Source organism: Streptomyces sp. NPDC006739 (genome assembly GCF_042869815.1).
Lineage (GTDB): Bacteria > Actinomycetota > Actinomycetes > Streptomycetales > Streptomycetaceae > Streptomyces.
Genome location: NZ_JBIAGM010000005.1, coordinates 38,156 through 57,703 on the forward strand (window position 1 = coordinate 38,156; position 19,548 = coordinate 57,703).

Annotated in this window: 16 protein-coding genes and 1 tRNA gene; 7 read left to right on the top strand and 10 right to left on the bottom strand. The window is 71.9% G+C overall.

The window, feature by feature from the left end; translation table 11 throughout:
• Positions 1–40: 40 nt before the first annotated feature.
• The 3 genes from ACFYMM_RS12600 to ACFYMM_RS12610 all read left to right on the top strand — a co-directional run bounded on the left by ACFYMM_RS12600 (position 41) and on the right by ACFYMM_RS12610 (position 3,340).
• Positions 41–661, top strand: a complete 621-nt coding sequence (locus tag ACFYMM_RS12600) for a hypothetical protein (RefSeq protein WP_388385839.1) — start codon at positions 41–43, stop codon at positions 659–661.
• A complete protein-coding gene (locus tag ACFYMM_RS12605; protein WP_388385840.1) occupies positions 658–2,283 on the top strand; it encodes a transglycosylase domain-containing protein in 1,626 nt (541 codons plus the stop codon). The genes ACFYMM_RS12600 and ACFYMM_RS12605 overlap by 4 nt, the downstream gene beginning before the upstream one ends.
• 181 nt (positions 2,284–2,464) lie before the next feature.
• Entirely contained in the window at positions 2,465–3,340 is an 876-nt protein-coding gene (locus tag ACFYMM_RS12610) for a PhzF family phenazine biosynthesis protein (protein WP_388385841.1), read from the top strand.
• Positions 3,341–3,556: 216 nt separating this feature from the next.
• Here the strand turns inward: ACFYMM_RS12610 and ACFYMM_RS12615 are convergent.
• The 4 genes from ACFYMM_RS12615 to ACFYMM_RS12630 form a co-directional block, all read right to left on the bottom strand.
• Positions 3,557–3,632 (bottom strand) — tRNA-His (locus ACFYMM_RS12615).
• Positions 3,633–3,716: 84 nt separating this feature from the next.
• Positions 3,717–4,319, bottom strand: coding sequence for an oligoribonuclease (orn, locus tag ACFYMM_RS12620; RefSeq protein WP_388385842.1), 603 nt, complete (start codon positions 4,317–4,319; stop codon positions 3,717–3,719).
• A 115-nt stretch (positions 4,320–4,434) separates the two neighbouring features.
• A complete protein-coding gene (locus ACFYMM_RS12625; RefSeq protein ID WP_388385843.1) occupies positions 4,435–5,628 on the bottom strand; it encodes a helix-turn-helix domain-containing protein in 1,194 nt (397 codons plus the stop codon).
• A 377-nt stretch (positions 5,629–6,005) separates the two neighbouring features.
• Complete coding sequence (locus tag ACFYMM_RS12630; RefSeq protein ID WP_388385844.1) at positions 6,006–6,215, bottom strand: hypothetical protein; 210 nt, start codon at positions 6,213–6,215, stop codon at positions 6,006–6,008.
• Positions 6,216–6,865: 650 nt separating this feature from the next.
• Here ACFYMM_RS12630 and ACFYMM_RS12635 point away from each other — a divergent pair.
• Together ACFYMM_RS12635 and ACFYMM_RS12640 are read left to right on the top strand one after the other, a co-directional pair.
• Positions 6,866–7,393 carry a universal stress protein gene (locus tag ACFYMM_RS12635; protein ID WP_388385845.1) on the top strand — a complete coding sequence of 176 codons (528 nt, stop codon included), beginning with the start codon at positions 6,866–6,868 and terminating at the stop codon, positions 7,391–7,393.
• 173 nt (positions 7,394–7,566) lie between these two features.
• Positions 7,567–8,127, top strand: a complete 561-nt coding sequence (locus tag ACFYMM_RS12640; RefSeq protein WP_388385846.1) for a hypothetical protein — start codon at positions 7,567–7,569, stop codon at positions 8,125–8,127.
• A gap of 70 nt (positions 8,128–8,197) precedes the next feature.
• Here ACFYMM_RS12640 and glmS read toward each other — a convergent pair whose 3' ends face one another.
• Positions 8,198–10,015: a glutamine--fructose-6-phosphate transaminase (isomerizing) gene (glmS, locus tag ACFYMM_RS12645; RefSeq protein WP_388385847.1), complete on the bottom strand. Its 1,818-nt coding sequence runs from the start codon at positions 10,013–10,015 to the stop codon at positions 8,198–8,200.
• Positions 10,016–10,039: 24 nt separating this feature from the next.
• Positions 10,040–10,297 carry a hypothetical protein gene (locus tag ACFYMM_RS12650; protein ID WP_388385848.1) on the bottom strand — a complete coding sequence of 86 codons (258 nt, stop codon included), beginning with the start codon at positions 10,295–10,297 and terminating at the stop codon, positions 10,040–10,042.
• Positions 10,298–10,462: 165 nt separating this feature from the next.
• On the opposite strand from ACFYMM_RS12650, the gene ACFYMM_RS12655 reads away from it, so the two are divergent.
• Both ACFYMM_RS12655 and ACFYMM_RS12660 read left to right on the top strand, forming a co-directional pair.
• Complete coding sequence (locus ACFYMM_RS12655; RefSeq protein ID WP_388385849.1) at positions 10,463–12,028, top strand: purple acid phosphatase family protein; 1,566 nt, start codon at positions 10,463–10,465, stop codon at positions 12,026–12,028.
• A gap of 170 nt (positions 12,029–12,198) precedes the next feature.
• Positions 12,199–13,812, top strand: a complete 1,614-nt coding sequence (locus ACFYMM_RS12660; RefSeq protein ID WP_388385850.1) for a beta-N-acetylhexosaminidase — start codon at positions 12,199–12,201, stop codon at positions 13,810–13,812.
• A 73-nt stretch (positions 13,813–13,885) separates the two neighbouring features.
• Here the strand turns inward: ACFYMM_RS12660 and ACFYMM_RS12665 are convergent, their stop codons facing one another.
• Genes ACFYMM_RS12665 through ACFYMM_RS12680 form a run of 4 tightly spaced genes read right to left on the bottom strand, consistent with a single transcriptional unit; the run spans position 13,886 to position 19,540 of the window.
• Positions 13,886–15,046, bottom strand: a complete 1,161-nt coding sequence (locus ACFYMM_RS12665) for an acyl-CoA dehydrogenase family protein (RefSeq protein ID WP_388385851.1) — start codon at positions 15,044–15,046, stop codon at positions 13,886–13,888.
• A gap of 5 nt (positions 15,047–15,051) precedes the next feature.
• The gene (locus ACFYMM_RS12670; protein ID WP_388385852.1) at positions 15,052–15,993 is read right to left on the bottom strand and encodes a hydroxymethylglutaryl-CoA lyase; all 942 of its coding nucleotides are present in this window, start codon (positions 15,991–15,993) and stop codon (positions 15,052–15,054) included.
• Positions 15,990–17,906 (bottom strand): acetyl/propionyl/methylcrotonyl-CoA carboxylase subunit alpha, encoded by a 1,917-nt coding sequence (locus ACFYMM_RS12675; RefSeq protein ID WP_388386220.1) that lies wholly within the window; start codon positions 17,904–17,906, stop codon positions 15,990–15,992. The genes ACFYMM_RS12670 and ACFYMM_RS12675 overlap by 4 nt, the downstream gene beginning before the upstream one ends.
• 17 nt (positions 17,907–17,923) lie before the next feature.
• Positions 17,924–19,540 (bottom strand): carboxyl transferase domain-containing protein, encoded by a 1,617-nt coding sequence (locus tag ACFYMM_RS12680; protein ID WP_388385853.1) that lies wholly within the window; start codon positions 19,538–19,540, stop codon positions 17,924–17,926.
• Positions 19,541–19,548 lie beyond the last annotated feature (8 nt).

Sequence of the window (19,548 nt, forward strand, 5' to 3'; positions counted from 1 at the left end):
CCGCGTCGGGCTGCGCCGAGTCCCCATCGAAGGAACCGAGTTGAGCGAGGCGTTCGCGGCGGAGGCGGGGGATCTGGTGCCGCCGCCGGTGCCGCTGGCCGAGATCGAGCGCGAGGGGCGGGCGCGCACAGGACGACGGCGGGTCCGGTGGCTGGCGACGGTCGCCGTGCTGCTCGGGGCCATCGCCTACGTCGTCGTACCGCGCGTGACCACGGCCCCGGGAGCGCCGACACCGTCCGCCGGGGCGGCGGCCGCGACCGTGCGGGTCGTCGCGGCGGGCGAGCATGTGAGCCCCCTGCCGGACGTGGAGCTGTGGCTGACGAAGGACGGGGAGCACTCCTCGGCGGTACCGGGGCTGGTCCTGGCGCCCGCGGGGCCGGCCGGCCACAAGGCGGTGGTGACCATGGAGCTGCTGGGGAGCGGCGACCGTTATCTGATGACCGGCACCTACCGGGGGGCGACGCCCGCGGCCCGCGTGACCTTGCGCACTCCGTTCGGCACCGCCTCCGGCACGCTGCTGGCGCTCGCGGGCAGCCCCGGCTGGAGCGCGTGGTACGCGACCGGCGACTTCCCCGGGAACAGGCAGCGGTTGCTGGACGCGCGGGTGACGATCCACGACGCACGGGGCGCGGTCCTGGCACAGGGCGGGGTGGGCCGGTGAGCAGCACGACGGAAGCACCCGGCGCGGTCGACGAGAAGCCCGTACGCCATCGGCGCCGGATCCCGCTCCGTGTCCGCACCCGGCGCCGCCGCGCCCGCTGGATACGGCGCGCGCTCATCACCGCACTGACCCTCCTGCTGGCCCTGTGCACCGCGGTCGTCGTCGCCTACCGGCTGACGGTCGTCCCCGCCCCGCACCCGGAGACGGTCATGCAGAGCACCGTGTTCCTCGACACCAGCGGGCAGTACCTGGGCCGGCGCGGCCCGGTGGACCGGCAGGACGTGCCCCTGTCCCAGGTGCCGCGCGAGGTGCAGGACGCGGTGATCGCGGCGGAGAACCGTTCCTTCCGCACGGACTCGGGGGTCTCGCCGAGCGCGATCCTGCGGGCCGCGTGGTCCACGCTCAGCGGCGCGGAACGGCAGGGCGGTTCGACCATCACGCAGCAGTACGTGAAGAACGCGCTGCTCACCCCCCGGCAGTCGCTGTCCCGCAAGGCGCGCGAGGCCCTGATCGCGGTCAAGCTGGACCGCACCTGCGACAAGGACACGATCCTCCAGGGCTACCTGAACACCGTCTACTTCGGCCGGGGCGCGGCCGGCATCGAGTCGGCGGCCCGCAACTACTTCGGCGTCGACGCGAAGGACCTCGACCTCTCCCAGGGCGCCGCCCTGGCGGCGATCATCAACCTGCCGTCGTACTACGAACGGGTCGGCGCGGACGCGAAGGTGACGGCGACGCTGCAGAAGCGGTGGGCGTGGGTCCTGGACGGCATGCGCGGCGCGGGCACGATCACGGCCGGGGAGCGGGCGTCCGCGGTCTTCCCGGCGTTCCGTTTCTATCCGCCGGGCGACACGGACGGGCAGCGCCAGTACCTCATCGACACCGCGGCGGCCGAGGCGGCCGACCGGCTGGGCATCACCCAGGACCAGCTGGCGCGGGGCGGATACACGGTCCGTACGACGTTCGACATCGAGGCGCAGGACGACACCGCCCAGCAGGTGGGCCATGCCCCGCCGGCGGCCAGGGGGACACGCCTGCACACGGCCGTCGTCGCGATGGTCCCCGGCGACGGCGCGGTCCGTGTCCTGTACGGCGGTGCGGACTACGCCAGGCAGCCCTTCAACGACGCCGTCGCCGGGGCGGTGGAGGCGGGCAGTGCCCTGACCCGGCTACGGGCCACCGAGCCCGGCGCCGTCGCGGCCGCCTCCCTGGTGAGGACGGCGACCCCGAGCCCGCTGCGGCTGGCCTCGGCGTACGCGACGGCGTCGGCACGGGGGACGTACGCGAAGCCGTACACGGTCGCGCGGATCACCCGGGGCGGTCGCACCCTCTACTCGGCCCGTCCCGAGACCCGCGACCTCCTGCCCGGGGCCACCGCCCGCCCGGCCGCCACGGACGTGACCAGCTACACCGGCACCGCGGGCTCCGGTGCCACCACCACCCGCACCCTCTGGCACACCGAGTCGGACCGCCGACTCTCCGTCACCGTGGCCCTGTTCGCGGAATACCCGGCGAAGGGGAAAAAAGCCGCGACTCCGGCCCATCTGTCCGACGCGTGGGCGGCGACGGGGTTCGCGGCGGGGGTGGCGCAACGGGTGCGGGAGGAGGCGGCGGGCGGCTGAGGGGGACTGCGCGCCGCGTGAGCGAAAAGCCTCAGGCCGGCGGGGGCGCGAAGCGCGGGGTACGTGCCCTCGTGCGCGGCACGCCGGACAGGGCGGTCCTGCCTTCCTGGCGGCCTACGGTGACCTGCGGATCCCCCCGCGTCCGGGAATGGCCGCAGGTCCGCCGCGCGTTGGCACGGGCATGACGACGAATGCGCCACGGCCCGAGGTACTGCGATACACCGCCTTCTCAAGCTCCCCCGACGGCGGAAACCCCGCCGGCGTCGTCCTGGACGCCACCGCCCTGGACGACAGCGACATGCTGGCCATCGCCGCCGACCTCGGGTACTCGGAGTCCGCGTTCCTGACCCCGCCCCCGGAAGGCCTCGGCGGTCAGCAGGGGCGGGCGTACGGCATCCGTTACTTCAGCCCCAAGGCCGAGGTGCCGTTCTGCGGGCACGCCACCGTCGCGACCGCCGTCGCGCTCGCCGAGCGGGCAGGCCCCGGGGAACTGGTGTTCGCGACGCGCGCGGGCACCGTGCCGGTGAAGGTGGCCGAGGAGGGCGGGACGCTCCGGGCCACACTCACCAGCGTCGAGCCGCACATCGAGGAGATCGCCGATGCCGACCTCGGCGAGGCGCTCGCCGCCCTCGGCTGGCCGGCCGCCGATCTCGACCCGGCCTTCCCGCCCCACATCGCCTTCGCCGGCGCCCGCCATCTCGTTCTCGGGGCGGCGACGCGCGCTCGCCTCGCAGATCTCGCGTACGACTTCGCGCGCCTCGAAGCCCTGATGCACCGCTTGGACCTGACCACGGTCCAGCTGGTGTGGCGGGAGTCGGCCACCGTCTTCCACGTCCGCAACCCCTTCCCGGTCGGCGGTGTCGTCGAGGACCCGGCGACCGGCGCCGCGGCCGCCGCGTTCGGTGCGTACGTCCGTGAGTTCGGCCTGGTCCCCGAGGACGCCGTCCTCACCCTGCACCAGGGCGAGGATCTGGGCCGCCCCGGCGAGCTCACGGTGACGCTGCGCGCAGGTGACCCGCGCATCCGTGTCAGCGGCGCGGGAACTCGCATCGGCTGAAGCGCCGGACATGAGGGCCCACGGCGGCGGTTCCGGCGTGACCGGGTCGCCGGGCCCCCACCCGCACGGCAGCCGACGCTGACGCTCGTTCAGATTTTCGGCAGGCGGCGCACGGCCACCCGGCTGCCCTGCGGGAGGTACCGGGCCACTGTTCGGCCGCGGCCAAACGGAAGAAGGCCCGTGATCTGCGTTTCCGCAGGTCACGGGCCTGTCTCATGGGGTGAGTGACGGGACTCGAACCCGCGACATCCTGGACCACAACCAGGTGCTCTACCAGCTGAGCTACACCCACCACGACCGGCGGTTGACTTTGTGGTTTCCCCGACCGGCCGAGAAAAAGTGTACAGGGTCCGAAGGGGTGCTCGCGCACGCCTTTCTACGGGGCGGGCAGGACGTGCTTGGCGGCGATCCCCTTGGCGGTGTCGGAGTCCGGTCCGGGCTGCGGGACGAAGATGGCCTCGCGGTAGTAGCGCAGTTCGGCGATGGACTCGCGGATGTCGGCGAGGGCGCGGTGGTTGCCGTTCTTCTCCGGGCTGTTGAAGTACGCCCGGGGGTACCAGCGGCGGGCCAGCTCCTTGATCGACGACACGTCGACGATGCGGTAGTGGAGGTAGTCCTCCAGGGTCGGCATGTCGCGCAGCAGGAAGCCGCGGTCGGTGCCGACCGAGTTGCCGCACAGCGGGGCCTTGCCGGGCTCCTTCACGTGCTCCCGGACGTAGGAGAGGACCTGCTCCTCGGCGTCGGCCAGCGTGGTGCCGGCGGCCAGCTCGTCGAGCAGCCCGGACACGGTGTGCATCCGGCGCACCACCTCGGGCATCGTCTCCAGGGCCTGCTCCGGCGGGCGGATGACGATGTCCACCCCCTCGCCGAGCACGTTCAGCTCGGAGTCGGTGACGAGGGCGGCCACCTCGATGAGCGCGTCGTCGGACAGCGAGAGGCCGGTCATCTCGCAGTCGATCCACACCATGCGGTCGTTCATGTGTCTAACCTTACGGGGCGCTGCGGCGGGCTGAGCCGGTCGTGCGGTGACCTTTGCGGGGAGCGGTGTGAAAGAGAAGGGGCCCGGGGTGCGAACCCCGGGCCCCTTCTCGCCGTCACATCGCGCTGCGCGGTCCCGGCACGCTGGCCGACAGCCCGAGGGCCGCCGGGCGGCGGGACTGCATCGGTACTCCGGCCTCCGGGTGGAGCAGCGCCGGTGGCGGACCGACCGGGCCGGGCACACCGCTGGGCGCCGAGACCTCCGCCTCCAGGTCACCGGGCTTGTCGCCCTGCGGCCGGCGGGCGCGGTAGGCGGCCCGGTAGGCGGCGGGGGAGGAGCCCAGCTGGCGACGGAAGTGGCCGCGCAGCGCCACCGGCGAGCGGAAGCCGCAGCGGCCCGCGACCTCGTCCACCGAGTAGTCCGACGTCTCCAGCAGCCGCTGCGCCTGCAGCACCCGCTGGGTGATCAGCCACTGCAGCGGAGCGCTGCCGGTCAGCGAGCGGAACCGGCGGTCGAACGTACGGCGGCTCATATAGGCGCGTGCCGCCAGCGTCTCCACGTCGAACTGCTCGTGGAGGTGCTCCAGCGCCCAGGCGACGACCTCGGCGAGCGGGTCGGCGCCGATCTCCTCCGGTAAAGACCGATCGAGGTAGCGCTCCTGACCGCCACTGCGGCGCGGCGGGACCACCAGGCGGCGGGCGAGCGCGCCGGCCGCCTCGTTGCCGTGGTCCGTCCGCACGATGTGCAGACACAGGTCGATCCCGGCGGCCGTACCCGCCGAGGTGAGCACGTCACCGTCGTCGACGAACAGCTCTCTCGGGTCGACGTGCACCGACGGGTAGCGCTTGGCCAGCGTCGGTGCGTACATCCAGTGGGTGGTGGCCGGGCGGCCGTCCAGCAGGCCCGCCGCGGCCAGCACGAACGCGCCGGTGCACAGGCCCACGATGCGGGCCCCCTCCTCGTGCGCGCGGCGCAGCGCGTCGAGCGCCTCCTCCGGTGGCGGGGAGGTGATCGAACGCCAGGCCGGTACGACGACCGTACCGGCGCGGGAGATCGCCTCCAGGCCATGCGGTGCGGTGAGTTCCAGGCCTCCCGTGGTCCGCAGCGGGCCTTCCTCACCGCCGCACACCAGCAGTCGGTAGCGCGGCACCCCGGCGTCCTGGCGGTCGATCCCGAACACCGACAGTGGTATGGAACTCTCGAAGATGGGGCCGCCGCTGAACAGCAGCACCGCGACGATCTCCTTGCGGCGTCGCCCGGACAGTTTCCGGGCCGCGGCCTCCGGCGCGGCAGTGGAGTCGTGGCTCATCCTGCTAAGCCCCCCTCGGTGGTCGCGGCTCCTCGGTTGTGTCGCTCCTGCACGTTTCCCCTCGGTCCTGCACGAGTCCCCCGCCGTAAGACATCAAGATCGAATCTACTGGGTCCCGCGGTGTCGCGGTGACCAGTTCGACACGCGGCACATTGTCGACATGACAACTTGGCGTGAAGCATTCGATCACGAAGCGTTGCACTCGTGGGCCGTACAGGGAAGTGCGCCTCGTCGCAGTGGCCAAACCGCGTAGGGTGCGCAGGTCCCTCAGGACCCTTTCCCTGCAGGTGGAACGGGGGTTGGGGGGTGGGTGGGGGCCACCTTGCGCGGTATCCGGAAGTTGGCTGAAAAGAAGCGGTTGCGTGCGCGGAAACCGGTCAGTCGACCGGTGTACGCCTCCGGGTGTGACGTCCGCCTCTTTGGGCCGCACAGCGCTCCGATTGACGCAGCAGGATCCGGCACACGGCGGTGACGGCGGCCAGCCCGAGCGCGGTCCCGGTGGCGCCGGCGAGCGAGGTGCCGTACCAGAGGAGCACCACGGGTACCAGGACGCAGCTGAAGACCGCCCAGCGGACCAGGTCGCTCACGGTGTCCTGGGCGGGGCGCGGCTCGGTGCCGGGGCGCCGGCGTGCCGCTGACCGGGAGTGAGTGGCGCGCCGGGGGCGGGTGACGGCTCCGAGGCCGACGGCGGGGCGCGGGCGGGTGGCGCGCCGTGTGGCGGCGGCGGGCTGGGGGGCGCCGGCGAGCCGTGGGCCGGTTGGGGCCGCTGTGCCTCTTGTGCCAGCTGTGCCACTTACGCCACCCGTGCCATCGGTGGGCCATGGGTCGTTCGTGAGTCCTGGCTTGTGTGGGGGTCCTGGGGCGTATGGGGGTCGTGGGCCGGTGGTGGCCCGGGGGCCGGTGGTGTGCCGGGGTCCGGACATCTCGTACTCCCTGGTCGTACTCGCTGCCGCGGTGGCTCACCGGTCTCAACGCGTGCTCGATCGGTCGGTCACTGCGTCCGCCGCCCCGGCTGTCCGAATCACGCGCAAACCGCCTGTACGGGGCAGCAACCATTGCGTTGCGGGCGCCTCTCGTGCATGCTCCGGGGAACCCCTCGGGGCCCCCAAGGCCCCCTGGGCCAAGGAGGCGTGGCGCCGTACCCTTGGGGGTATGGGGTTGGGAAGATGTTTCCCGGACACAGCTCCGCCGCACCACGGACGTCCCACCCATAAAGGATCACAACGCCGAGACAGCCATGGCCGGTCACGAATTCTTCGAACCCGCGGACCGCAAGCGGCCCGTCGCCGACCCCACGGCGGCCGAGCCCCTGGCGGCGGAAGAGTCACGCCCATCCTGCGATCCCGCCTTCCAGCACGGGGTGGTCGTCGGCTTCGACGGCTCCACGTCCAGCGAGCGCGCGCTCGCCTACGCGATCGGCGTGGCCCACCGCTCCCGGGCGGGTCTGATCATCGTCCACGTGGCCAACCGGCTGCCCACCACCGTGTGGGCCGGGTGCGAGCCCCCCGTCTTCGTCGACGTGCCGGACCACCGCACCGAGGTCCTCGGCCTGGAGCTGGCCTGCGCGGACTATCTCGCCGAGGTGCCCTGGATCCTGGTCGAGCGCGGCGGTGACATCTGCCACGAACTCGAAGAGGTGGGCCGGGAGTACGAGGCGGACGCGATCGTCGTCGGGTCCACCCAGGGGATCGTCGGGCGGATCTTCGGCTCCGTCGCGGGGCGGCTCGCCAAGCGGGCGCAGCGGCCCGTGATCGTCATCCCGTAGCCACGTTCCCCGGCGCTCTCCGCGTCCTTTCGTGCGGCTCTTTTCGCGTCATCTTTCCCATCGTCAACTCCCTTTGTGCAGACCGAAACTACTCGCGCGTAGAGGTGTTTGTGCCCTTGTGAAGGGCATATACCGGTCACTGCGCAACGGCACTTGCACGAAGGGAGCCCGCAGTGGACAACGACGTCTCCGCGGGAAGCGGAAGCACTACCGTGGCGGGCCGACTCGCCCTGGGGGCAACCCTGTTGGCGTTCGGGCTCGGCACCACCGGCGTGATCCACGGCGTGGGGGCCTCCGACGCCGTGTCCCTGGCTCATTACGTGGGCGGCGCCGCCCTCTTCCTCGTCGGTCTCGTGGCCTTCCGGGACCGCGACAGCGCCTCCGGCACCGGTTTCGTGGCCCTCGGCGCGCTCTGGTTCACCTGGGCGGTCGGCGGCCCGATGTCGGCCGACGGGGCCGGACTCTTCCTGCTCCTGTTCGCCCTCGTGGCGCTCACCCTCACCCTCGCGGGCGGGGACACGCTCGGTCAGGCGGGTCACGGACTGCTGTTCCTGGCGATGCTGCTGCTCGCCGTCGCGCAGTTCGCGGACAGCTCCGCCCTGGCCAAGGCCGGAGGCTGGGTCGCCGTCGCCTCCGGTGCGGTTGTCTGGTACGCGGCGACGGCGGCCCTGGCGCACTGGCCGACGGCGCTGCCCCGGCGTGCTGCGGGCCGGGGAGTGACGGCCGCCGGCTGATTCGAGAGCAGCACGGAAGGGTCCCCCGCGTGCAGGTGGCACACGCGGGGGACCGTTCTGCGCGGGACGGCTACTCGACCGTCACCGACTTCGCCAGGTTCCGCGGCTTGTCGATGTCCCGGCCCAGCGCCTTCGCCGTGTGGTACGCCAGCAGCTGCAGCGGGATGCCCATCAGGATCGGGTCCAGCTCGTCCTCGTTCTTCGGTACGACGATCGTCTCGTCGGCCTTCTCCTGCTCCTGGTGGGCCACCGCGAGGATCCTGCCGCTGCGGGCCTTGATCTCCTCCAGGGCGGCGCGGTTCTTCTCCAGCAGATCGTCGTCCGGGACGATCGCGACGGTCGGCAGGGCGGGCTCGATCAGGGCCAGCGGGCCGTGCTTCAGCTCGGAGGCCGGGTAGGCCTCGGCGTGGATGTAGGAGACCTCCTTGAGCTTCAGGGAGGCCTCGCGGGCGACCGGGTAACCGCGGACGCGGCCGATGAAGAGCATCGAGCGGGCCTCGGCGTACCGCTCGGCCAGCTTCCTGACGTCCTCCTCCTGCTTCAGGATCTCGGAGATCTGCGCGGGCAGCCTGCGCAGGCCCTCGATGATCCGCTTGCCGTCGCGGACCGAGAGGTCACGGGTGCGGCCCAGGTGCAGGGCGAGCAGGGCGAAGGCGACCGTGGTGTTGGTGAAGCACTTGGTGGACACCACGCAGACCTCGGGACCGGCGTGCACGTAGATGCCGCCGTCCGCCTCCCGGGCGATCGCCGAGCCGACCACGTTGACCACGCCGAGGACACGGGCGCCCTTGCGCTTCAGCTCCTGGACGGCGGCGAGCACGTCGTACGTCTCACCGGACTGGGAGACGGCGACGTAGAGGGTGTCGGGGTCCACGACCGCGTTGCGGTAGCGGAACTCGGAGGCCGGCTCGGCGTCGGCGGGGATGCGGGCCAGCTCCTCGATCATCTGGGCGCCGATCATGCCCGCGTGGTACGAGGTGCCGCAGCCGAGGATCTTCACCCGGCGGATCTGCCGGGCCTCGCGGGCGTCCAGGTTGAGGCCGCCGAGGCGCACGGTGGAGAAGCGGTCGTCGATCCGGCCGCGCAGCACGCGGTCCACGGCGTCCGCCTGCTCGAAGATCTCCTTGTGCATGTAGGTGTCGTGGCCGCCCATGTCGTACGACTCGGCCTCCCACTCCACGGTGGTCGGCTCGGCCGTCGTCCGGGTGCCCTCGGTGGTGTACGTGCGGAAGTCGTCGGCCTTGAGGGTCGCCATCTCGCCGTCGTCCAGCGTCACTATCTGGCGCGTGTGGGCGACCAGCGCGGCCACGTCCGATGCGACGAACATCTCCTTCTCGCCGATGCCGAGGACCACCGGGGAGCCGTTTCGGGCCACCACGATGCGGTCGGAGAAGTCGGCGTGCATCACCGCGATGCCGTACGTGCCCTCGACCACCCGCAGGGTCTCGCGGACCTTGTCCTCCAGCTTCTCGGCCGACGAGCGGGCGATCAGGTGGACGAGGACCTCGGTGTCGGTCTCGGAGAGGAACTCCACACCGTCCGCCTCCAGCTTGCGGCGCAGGTCGGAGGCGTTGTCGATGATGCCGTTGTGCACGACGGCGACCTTGTGGTCGGCCGACATGTGCGGGTGCGCGTTCACGTCGGAGGGGGCGCCGTGGGTGGCCCAGCGGGTGTGGGCGATGCCGGTGGTGCCCTTGAACCGCGCCGGGACCTTGGCCTCCAGGTCACGGACCCGGCCCTTGGCCTTGACCATCTTCAGGCCGGCGGTCTTCGGGGAGGTGACGACGATGCCCGCCGAGTCGTAGCCGCGGTACTCCAGCCGCTGCAGACCTTCGAGCAGCAGGGGAGCGACGTCACGCTTCCCGATGTATCCGACGATTCCGCACATGTATAGGTATCCCCAAGCTCTCGTTCAGCCGTAGACGATCCGCCGCAGTTGCCTGAGCGTCAGCTCGGGCGGGGCGACCGCACGGTATTTCAGGTCCGCCCAGATCCGTTCGAAGATCGCCGCGTTCATCAGGCCCTGGGCCTGCAGCTCGCGGTGGCGGCGACGGACGTAGTCTTCGGTCGTCTCGTCGAAAAAGGCGAGCACATCCTGGACCACCCGCAGCGCCTCGCCCCGGCTCAGGGGCGTGGACCGCGTCAGATGATCAACAAGTTCGTCGTGCACCCGGTAGATCCTGGGGTACCGGCGCCGGTTTCGCAAGAATCCTGCCCGATTTCGGGCAACTGTGTGCCGAACCTCTTGTGGTGCTCTGTTCGCAAGCTGTCCATCCCGCGTCTTGCGTCCCGTTGCCCGGACCGGCGAGTTTCAGACGCCATGGACATACCTCGTATGGGAGTACCCGAGAAGCTGGCCGAGCGCATGAGCATGGCCGAGCAGCATGAGTACCTGCGCGCCAGATTCTCGCGGCGCACCATGATCAGGGGCGGCGCCGTCACGCTGGGCGCCGTCACGGGTGGCGCGTTCGTGCCGGGCGCCACCGCCCAGGCCGCCGTGCCGACGCAGGCCACCGCTCCGGCCACCGAGACCGTCGACGGCTCGCTCGTCGCCCCCTTCGGCCGTCACCTGGCCTACGGCACCGACGCGCGCACCGAGATGACCGTCTCCTGGCAGGTCCCGGTCGCCGTACGGAAGCCCTTCATCCGCATCGGCGCCCACCCCTGGGACCTCTCGCGCAAGATCGAGGCCGAGGTCCGCACCCTCCACACCCCGGCCGGCGTCGGCGTCAGCGGCGACCACACGCAGTACTACCTGCACGCCAGGCTGACCCACCTGCGGCCGGGCCGGACGTACTACTACGGCGTCGGCCACCAGGGCTTCGACCCGGCCGAGCCGCACCTGCTGGGCACCCTGGGCACCTTCACCACCGCCCCCGCCCACAAGAAGCCGTTCACCTTCACCGCCTTCGGCGACCAGGGTGTCAGCTACCACGGTCTGGCCAACGACGCCCTGATACTCGGCCAGAACCCCGCCTTCCACCTGCACGCCGGCGACATCGCCTACGCCGACCCGACCGGCGCCGGCAAGACCGCCGACACCGGGTTCGACTCGCGCACCTGGGACCAGTTCCTCGCCCAGACCGAGTCGGTCGCCAAGTCGGTGCCGTGGATGGTCAGTTACGGCAACCACGACATGGAGGCCTGGTACTCGCCCAACGGCTACGGCGGCGAGGAGGCGCGCTGGACCCTGCCGGACAACGGCCCGGACCCGAAGAACCTGCCCGGCGTCTACTCCTTCGTCCACGGCAACACGGCGATCATCTCGCTGGACCCCAACGACGTCTCCTTCGAGATCCCGGCCAACCTCGGCATCTCCGGCGGCACCCAGACCACGTGGTTCGAGGGACAGCTGAAGAAGTTCCGGGCGGCGAAGGACATCGACTTCGTCGTCGTCTTCTTCCACCACTGCGCGTACTGCACCTCCACCGCGCACGCCTCGGAGGGGGGCGTGCGCCAGGAGTGGGTGCCGCTGTTCGAGAAGTACACGGTCGACCTCGTCATCAACGGCCACAACCACCAGTACGAGCGCACCGACGTCATCAAGGGCGACCAGGTCACCAAGAAGCTGCCGATCGGCGGCACGGCGTACCCGGAGACCGAGGGCGTGGTCTACGTCACGGCGGGCGCGGCCGGCCGCAGCCTGTACGCGTTCACCGCCCCGGACTCCTACGAGGGCCACGAGCACGAGGTCGACTCCGTCGCCTCGTTCGTCAACCTCAAGGACGGCAAGCAGAACGAGACCGTCGCCTGGTCCCGGGTCCGCTACCTCGACTACTCCTTCCTTCGGGTGGACGTACAGCCCGCGCCGAAGGGGCACTACGCCACGCTGAAGGTCCAGGGCATCGCCGAGACCGGTGACCGGATCGACCACTTCACGGTGGCCCGCAGGGCCAAGTAGGCCCGGCCGGACAGCCCTTCACCAAGATCTTCATGACCCTTCTAGGCGGGCGGGCGGTTCCCACGATCCTGTGGAGGACCGCCCGCTTCGCCATGTCGCACCGGGGTCGTTCCACCGGATCTGCGGCACAGTGGTCTCTACCACTCTGGTACCCGTGGAAGGGAGCGCATGTGAGACCGCACCGCAGCACGACTCCCCGTACGGCACTGTTCCTCGGATCCCTGCTGCTCGTCGCGGCGGCGGGCACCTTCACCGTCGGCGCGGCACCGGCACCTGCACCGGCACCGGACGCCACCGCCGCGCCGGCCCCCCTCGGCCAGGTCATCCCGGCGCCCGCCTCCGTCGTCCCGGGCGGCTCCCCGTACCGCGTCACCCGCGACACGGCCATCGGGGTGGACGCCTCGCGCGAGGTGCGCCGGGTGGGCGAGTACCTCGCCGGCATCCTGCGCCCGTCCACCGGCTACCGGCTGCCCCTCACCACCCACGGCGGCGGTGTCCGACTGCGCCTGGCCAAGGGCCCGTTCGGCGCCGAGGGGTACCGCCTCGACAGCGGCGCCACGGGCGTCACCCTCACCGCCGCCGAGCCCGCCGGCCTCTTCCACGGCGTCCAGACCCTGCGCCAGCTCCTCCCGGCCGCCGTCGAGAAACACTCCGTACAGCCCGGGCCCTGGCTGATCGCGGGCGGCACGATCACGGACACCCCGCGCTACCCCTACCGGGGCGCGATGCTGGACGTCGCCCGCCACTTCTTCACCGTCGCCCAGGTCGAGCGCTACATCGACCAGCTGGCCCTCTACAAGGTCGACGAACTGCATCTGCACCTCAGCGACGACCAGGGCTGGCGCATCGCCGTCGACTCCTGGCCGCGCCTGACGACATACGGCGGCTCGACCGAGGTCGGCGGCGGCCCGGGCGGCTTCTACACCAAGGCCGACTACCGGCGGATCGTCCGCTACGCCGCCTCCCGCTACCTGGAGGTCGTCCCCGAGATCGACATGCCCGGCCACACCAACGCGGCCCTCGCCTCCTACGCCCCGCTGAACTGCGACGGCACAGCGCCCCCCCTCTACACCGGCACCAAGGTCGGCTTCAGCTCGCTGTGCGTACCCCGGCAGGTCACCTACGACTTCGTGGACGACGTGATCCGCGAGCTGGCCGCGATCACCCCCGGCCGCTATCTCCACATCGGCGGCGACGAGGCGCACTCCACCAGCCACGCCGACTACGTCACCTTCATGGACCGCGTCCAGCCGGTCGTCGCCCGGTACGGCAAGACGGTGATCGGCTGGCACCAGCTGACCGGCGCGCACCCGGCGAAGGGCGCGCTGGCGCAGTACTGGGGGCTGGACGGCACCAGCGCGGCGGAGAAGGAGCAGGTCGCAGCCGCCGCCCGGAACGGGACGGGGCTCGTACTGTCCCCGGCCGACCGGGTCTACCTCGACATGAAGTACACCAAGGACACCAGGCTGGGCCAGAACTGGGCCGGCCTGGTGGAGGTGCGGCGGTCGTACGACTGGGATCCCGGCGGCTACCTCCCCGGAGCGCCGGCTTCGGCGATCAGAGGGGTGGAGGCACCCCTGTGGACCGAGACCCTCGCGACCGGCGCCGACCTCGACTACATGGCCTTCCCCAGGCTGCCCGGCGCCGCCGAACTGGGCTGGTCACCGGCGGCCACGCACGACTGGGACGCCTACAGGACGCGGCTCGCGGCACAGGGGCCGCGCTGGGACGCGCTCGGGATCGGGTACTACCGGTCGCCGCAGGTCCCCTGGCCCACCCGGTAGCAGCGGGCGAGGGGGGCCGGCAGGGTGCCGACCGTCCGGAGCGCGCCCGCGCGCGGCAGGGCCGCGCGCGGGCTCAGCCCGTCAGTCCCAGCTCCCGGGCGATCAGCATCCGCTGGACCTCGCTCGTGCCCTCGCCGATCTCCAGGATCTTGGAGTCGCGCCACATCCGGGCCACCGGGTACTCGTTCATGAAGCCGTACCCGCCGTGCACCTGGGTGGCGTCGCGGGCGTTGTCGACGGCGACCGTGGAGGAGTAGAGCTTGGCCAGCGCCGCCTCCTTCTTGAACGGTTCACCGGCCACCAGCCGCGACGCGGCGTCCCGCCACGCCAGCCGGGCCGTGTGGGCCTTCATCTCCATGTCGGCGATCTTGAACTGGACGGCCTGGTTGGCGCCGATCGGCCGGCCGAAGGCGTGCCGCTCCTTGGCGTACTTCACCGACTCGTCCACACAGCCCTGGGCGAGACCGGTCGCCAGGGCGGCGATGGCGATCCGGCCCTCGTCGAGGATGCGGAGGAACTGCGCGTAGCCCCGGCCCTCCTCGCCGAGCAGGTTGGCGGCGGGCACACGGACGTCCTGGAAGGACAGCTCGCGGGTGTCGGAGGCGTTCCAGCCCACCTTCGAGTACGGCGCCGCGACCGTGAAACCGGGCGTGCCGGACGGGACGACGATCGCGGAGATCAGCGGCTTGCCGTCCGGCTTGCGGCCGGTGACCGCGGTGACCGTCACCAGCCCGGTGATGTCCGTACCCGAGTTGGTGATGAAGCACTTCGTGCCGTTGACGACCCATTCACCGGTGTCCGGGTCCAGGCGGGCCGTGGTCCGGGTGGCGCCGGCGTCGCTGCCGCCGTCCGGCTCCGTGAGCCCGAACGCGCCCAGGATCTCGCCGGAGCACAGGCGCGGCAGCCACTGCCGCTTCTGCTCCTCGGTGCCGAACAGGTGGAGCGGCATCGCGCCCAGGGAGACACCCGCCTCCAGCGTGATGGCCACCGACGAGTCCACCCGGGCCAGCTCCTCCAGCGCGATGCCCAGCGCCAGGTAGTCGCCGCCCATACCGCCGTACTCCTCCGGGAACGGCAGCCCGAACAGGCCCATGCGGCCCATCTCGCGCACGATCTCGTACGGGAACTCGTGCCGCTCGTAGAAGTCGCCGATCTTGGGCGCCACCACGTCGTGCGCGAACGCCTCGACCGTACGGCGGAGTTCCTCCAGCTCGGGGCTGAGACGGTGGTCCATGGTGATCACTGGTCCTTGTGGGAGAGGGCACGGACGGTACGGGACGGGCTGGGTCGGCCCAGTCGCTCGGCCATCCACACGCTGGTGGCGGTCAGACGGCCCAGATCGACCCCGGTCTCGATGCCGAGGCCGTGCAGCATCCAGACGAGGTCTTCGGTGGCGAGGTTGCCGGTGGCGGACCTGGCGTACGGGCAGCCGCCGAGGCCGCCCGCGGAGGCGTCCACGGTGGTGACGCCGTGCTGGAGCGCGGCCAGGGTGTTGGCGAGCGCCTGGCCGTAGGTGTCGTGGAAGTGGACGCCGATCACGTTCGTCGGCACGCCCGCCTCGTTGAGCGCGGACAGCAGGGTCAGGACATGGCCGGGGGTGGCGACCCCGATGGTGTCGCCGAGGCTCAGCTCGTCGCAGCCCAGGTCCCGCAGTGCCGTGCAGACGCGTACGACCTGGTGGACCGGTACCGGCCCCTCCCACGGGTCGCCGAAGCACATGGACAGATAGCCGCGGACATGCACCCGGTCCGCCTTCGCCCGCCGGATGACCGGCTCGAACATCGCCAGCGCCTCGTCCACCGTGCGGTTCAGGTTGGCCTTCGCGAACGACTCGGTGGCGCTGGCGAAGACGGCGACCCGGCGGGCGCCCAGGGCGAGCGCCCGGTCCAGGCCGCGCTCGTTGGGCACGAGCACCGGCAGCGCCACGGGCAGATGGCTCACCATCGGGAACAGCTGCTCGGCGTCGGCCAGTTGGGGAACCCACTTCGGGTGCACGAAACTGGTCGCCTCGATCGTGGTCAGTCCGGCCTCGGCCAGCCGGCCGACGAACTCCGCCTTGACCTCGGTCGGCACGGTCGTCTTCTCGTTCTGCAGCCCGTCGCGCGCGCCGACCTCGTGGATCCGCACCCGGGCGGGCAGATCCTGGGCCGGTACGGTCATGGGCAGTCCGTCGGCGGTCACGGTGCCGCCTCCTCGTGGGGTGCGACGACGGCCAGCACCTGGTCCATGGCGACCGTCGTGCCGGGGGTGACGTCCAGCTCGGCGACCGTGCCGGCGTGCGGGGCGGAGATGACGTGCTCCATCTTCATCGCCTCCACGACCAGCAGGCTCTGGCCGGCGCTCACCTCGTCGCCGACGGCCACCTTCACCACCGTGACCGTGCCGGGCATGGGGGCGGTCAGCGAGTCGGCGCCGGCGTGCGCGGCACCGGTCAGGGACGCCGCCACCGGGTCGTGGTCGCGGACGTGCCAGGCGTCGCCGTCCCGGCCGATCCAGTCGGCGGCGCGGTGGAAGGTGTGCCGGACCCCGTCCAGGGTCACCGCCACCCGGTCGTCCGTGACCGTGTGCGTGCCGCGCGGGACGTACTCCACCGGCTCCTGCACCCGCAGGTGGAAGCCGACGGGCTTCGGGGTGCCCCCCAGCCGCCACCCGCTCGGCACCGAGAACGGGTCCGTCCAGCCCTGGCCGGCGGGCCTGAGCGCCTCCAGCCGTACGGCCGCGGCGGCCTCCAGCACCTCCTCCGGCACCTCGGTGGTGACCAGGTCGTCCACCACCCGCTCGACCAGCCCGGTGTCCAGCTCGCCGGCGACGACGTCCGGGTGGGCGAGCAGGGCGCGCAGGAACCCCGCGTTGGTCTGCACGCCCAGCGTGACCGTCCCGGCGAGCGCGGCCCGCAGTTTCCTGATCGCGGTCGCTCGGTCGGGGCCGTACGCGATCACCTTGGACAGCATCGGGTCGTACAGCGAGCCGACCTCCGTGCCCTCGCTGAGCCCCGAGTCGGTGCGGACGCCGTCGCCCTCGGGTTCCCGGAGCCGCAGCACGGTGCCGCCGGAGGGGAGGAACCCGCGGGCCGGGTCCTCGGCGCAGACGCGTGCCTCGACGGCGTGCCCGGTGAGCGTGATGTCGTCCTGTCCGAACGGCAGCCGCTCACCCGCCGCCACCCGCAGCTGCCACTCCACCAGGTCGAGGCCGGTGACGAGTTCGGTGACCGGGTGCTCCACCTGGAGGCGGGTGTTCATCTCCATGAAGTAGTACGACGACGGGTCGGTGCCCGGCACGATGAACTCCACCGTGCCCGCGCCCCGGTACCCGCACGAGCGGGCCGCCTGCACGGCGGCCTCGCCCATCGCGGCCCGCGTCTTCTCGTCCAGGAGGACGCTCGGCGCCTCCTCGACGATCTTCTGGTGCCGGCGCTGCAGGGAGCACTCGCGCTCACCGAGGTGCACCACGTTGCCGTGGCCGTCGGCCAGGACCTGGATCTCGATGTGCCGGGGCCGGTCGACCCACCGCTCCACCAGCAGCGTGTCGTCGCCGAAGGAGGCGCGGGCCTCGCGGCGGGCGGCGGCGATCTCCTCCTCCAGCAGCGACAGGTCCCGCACCAGCCGCATGCCCTTGCCACCGCCGCCCGCGCTGGGCTTGAGCAGCACCGGGGCGCCCAGTTCGCGGGCCGCTTCGGCGAGTTCGGGGTCACGGCCGCCGGGGACGACCGGCACCCCGGCCGCCCGCACCGTCTCCTTGGCCCGGATCTTGTCGCCCATCAGGGAGATGGCGTCGGCGGGCGGCCCGATGAAGACCAGCCCGGCCTCCTCGCAGGCGCGCGCGAAGCCGGCGTTCTCGGCCAGGAACCCGTATCCGGGATGGACGGCCCCGGCGCCGGTCCGCGCGGCGGCCGCCAGCAGCCGCTCCACCGACAGATAGCTCTCGGCGGCGGGCGCCGGACCGAGCCGTACCGCCGTGTCGGCCTCCCTGACGTGCCGGGCGTCGGCGTCGGCGTCGGAGAAGACGGCGACGGAACGCACGCCCATCGCGCGCAGCGTACGGATGACGCGTACCGCGATCTCGCCCCGGTTGGCCACCAGCACGGTGTCGAACATGGTCGTCATGTCCCCCCTCACATCCGGAAGACGCCGAACTGGGGCTCACCCAGGGGCGCGTTGGCACAGGCGGTCAGGGCCAGGCCGAGCACCTGGCGGGTCTCCAGCGGGTCGATGACGCCGTCGTCCCACAGGCGGGCGGTGGCGTAGTAGGCGTTGCCCTGGCGCTCGTACTGGTCGCGGACGGGCGCCTTGAAGGCTTCCTCGTCCTCGGCGGGCCAGGACTCCCCGCGGGCCTCCAGCTGGTCCCGCTTGACGGTCGCGAGGACCGAGGCGGCCTGCTCGCCGCCCATCACCGAGATCTTGGCGTTGGGCCACATCCACAGGAAGCGGGGGGAGTAGGCCCGGCCGCACATGGAGTAGTTGCCCGCCCCGTACGACCCGCCGACCACGACGGTCAGCTTGGGCACGCGGGTGCAGGCCACGGCGGTGACCATCTTGGCGCCGTGCTTGGCGATACCGCCCGCCTCGTAGTCCTTGCCGACCATGAAGCCGGAGATGTTCTGCAGGAAGAGGAGCGGGATCCCGCGCTGGTCGCACAGCTCGATGAAGTGCGCGCCCTTCTGGGCGGACTCGGAGAACAGGATGCCGTTGTTGGCGACGACGCCGACCGGGTGGCCGTGGATCCGCGCGAAACCGGTCACCAGGGTCTGCCCGAACTCGGCCTTGAACTCGGCGAACCGGGAACCGTCGACGACGCGCGCGATGATCTCCCGTACGTCGTAGGGGGTACGGGAGTCGACCGGGACGGCGCCGTAGAGGCCGTAGGGGTCGACCTTGGGCTCGGTCGCCTCGGTGACCGCCCAGGGCAGCGGCCCGCGCGCGGGGAGGGTGGCGACGATGTCCCGGACGATGCGCAGGGCGTGGGCGTCGTCCTCGGCGAGGTGGTCGGTGACGCCGGAGATCCGGGAGTGCACCTCGCCGCCGCCCAGCTCCTCGGCGGTGACGACCTCGCCGGTGGCCGCCTTCACCAGCGGGGGCCCGCCGAGGAAGATCGTCCCCTGGTTCCGGACGATCACGGCCTCGTCGCTCATGGCGGGGACGTACGCGCCCCCCGCGGTGCACGATCCGAGCACCGCGGCGATCTGCGGAATCCCGGCGCCGGACATCCGCGCCTGGTTGTAGAAGATCCGCCCGAAGTGCTCGCGGTCGGGGAAGACCTCGTCCTGCATGGGCAGGAAGGCACCGCCGGAGTCCACCAGGTAGAGGCAGGGCAGGCGGTTCTCCAGGGCGACTTCCTGGGCGCGCAGATGCTTCTTCACGGTCATCGGGTAGTACGTGCCGCCCTTGACCGTGGCGTCGTTGGCGACGATCACGCACTCGCGCCCGCCGACCCGCCCGATCCCGGCGATGACACCGGCGGCCGGCGCCTGTCCCTCGTACATCCCGTCGGCGGCGAGCGGGGCCAGCTCCAGGAACGGCGAGCCGGGATCGAGAAGGGTGTCCACCCGGTCGCGGGGCAGCAGCTTGCCGCGCGCGGTATGGCGGGCGCGCGCCCTCTCGCCGCCGCCGAGAGCCGCCGCGGCGAGCTTGCCGCGCAGCTCCTCGACGAGCGCGCGGTGGGCCTGTTCGTTGGCCCGCCAGGCGTCCGACGCGGGGTCTGCCGCGCTCGTCAGCTCCGGTGCCTCGTGCATTCCTGCGG

Bases quoted from the DNA above. Each gene is read 5' to 3' on its own strand.
- glmS (WP_388385847.1), bottom strand. From the start codon at position 10,015: ATGTGCGGAATCGTCGGATACATCGGGAAGCGTGACGTCGCTCCCCTG.
- ACFYMM_RS12635 (WP_388385845.1), top strand. From the start codon at position 6,866: ATGGCCGGTCACGAATTCTTCGAACCCGCGGACCGCAAGCGGCCCGTC.
- ACFYMM_RS12610 (WP_388385841.1), top strand. From the start codon at position 2,465: ATGACGACGAATGCGCCACGGCCCGAGGTACTGCGATACACCGCCTTC.
- ACFYMM_RS12655 (WP_388385849.1), top strand. From the start codon at position 10,463: ATGGGAGTACCCGAGAAGCTGGCCGAGCGCATGAGCATGGCCGAGCAG.
- ACFYMM_RS12625 (WP_388385843.1), bottom strand. From the start codon at position 5,628: ATGAGCCACGACTCCACTGCCGCGCCGGAGGCCGCGGCCCGGAAACTG.
- orn (WP_388385842.1), bottom strand. From the start codon at position 4,319: ATGAACGACCGCATGGTGTGGATCGACTGCGAGATGACCGGCCTCTCG.
- ACFYMM_RS12665 (WP_388385851.1), bottom strand. From the start codon at position 15,046: ATGGACCACCGTCTCAGCCCCGAGCTGGAGGAACTCCGCCGTACGGTC.
- ACFYMM_RS12680 (WP_388385853.1), bottom strand. From the start codon at position 19,540: ATGCACGAGGCACCGGAGCTGACGAGCGCGGCAGACCCCGCGTCGGAC.
- ACFYMM_RS12675 (WP_388386220.1), bottom strand. From the start codon at position 17,906: ATGTTCGACACCGTGCTGGTGGCCAACCGGGGCGAGATCGCGGTACGC.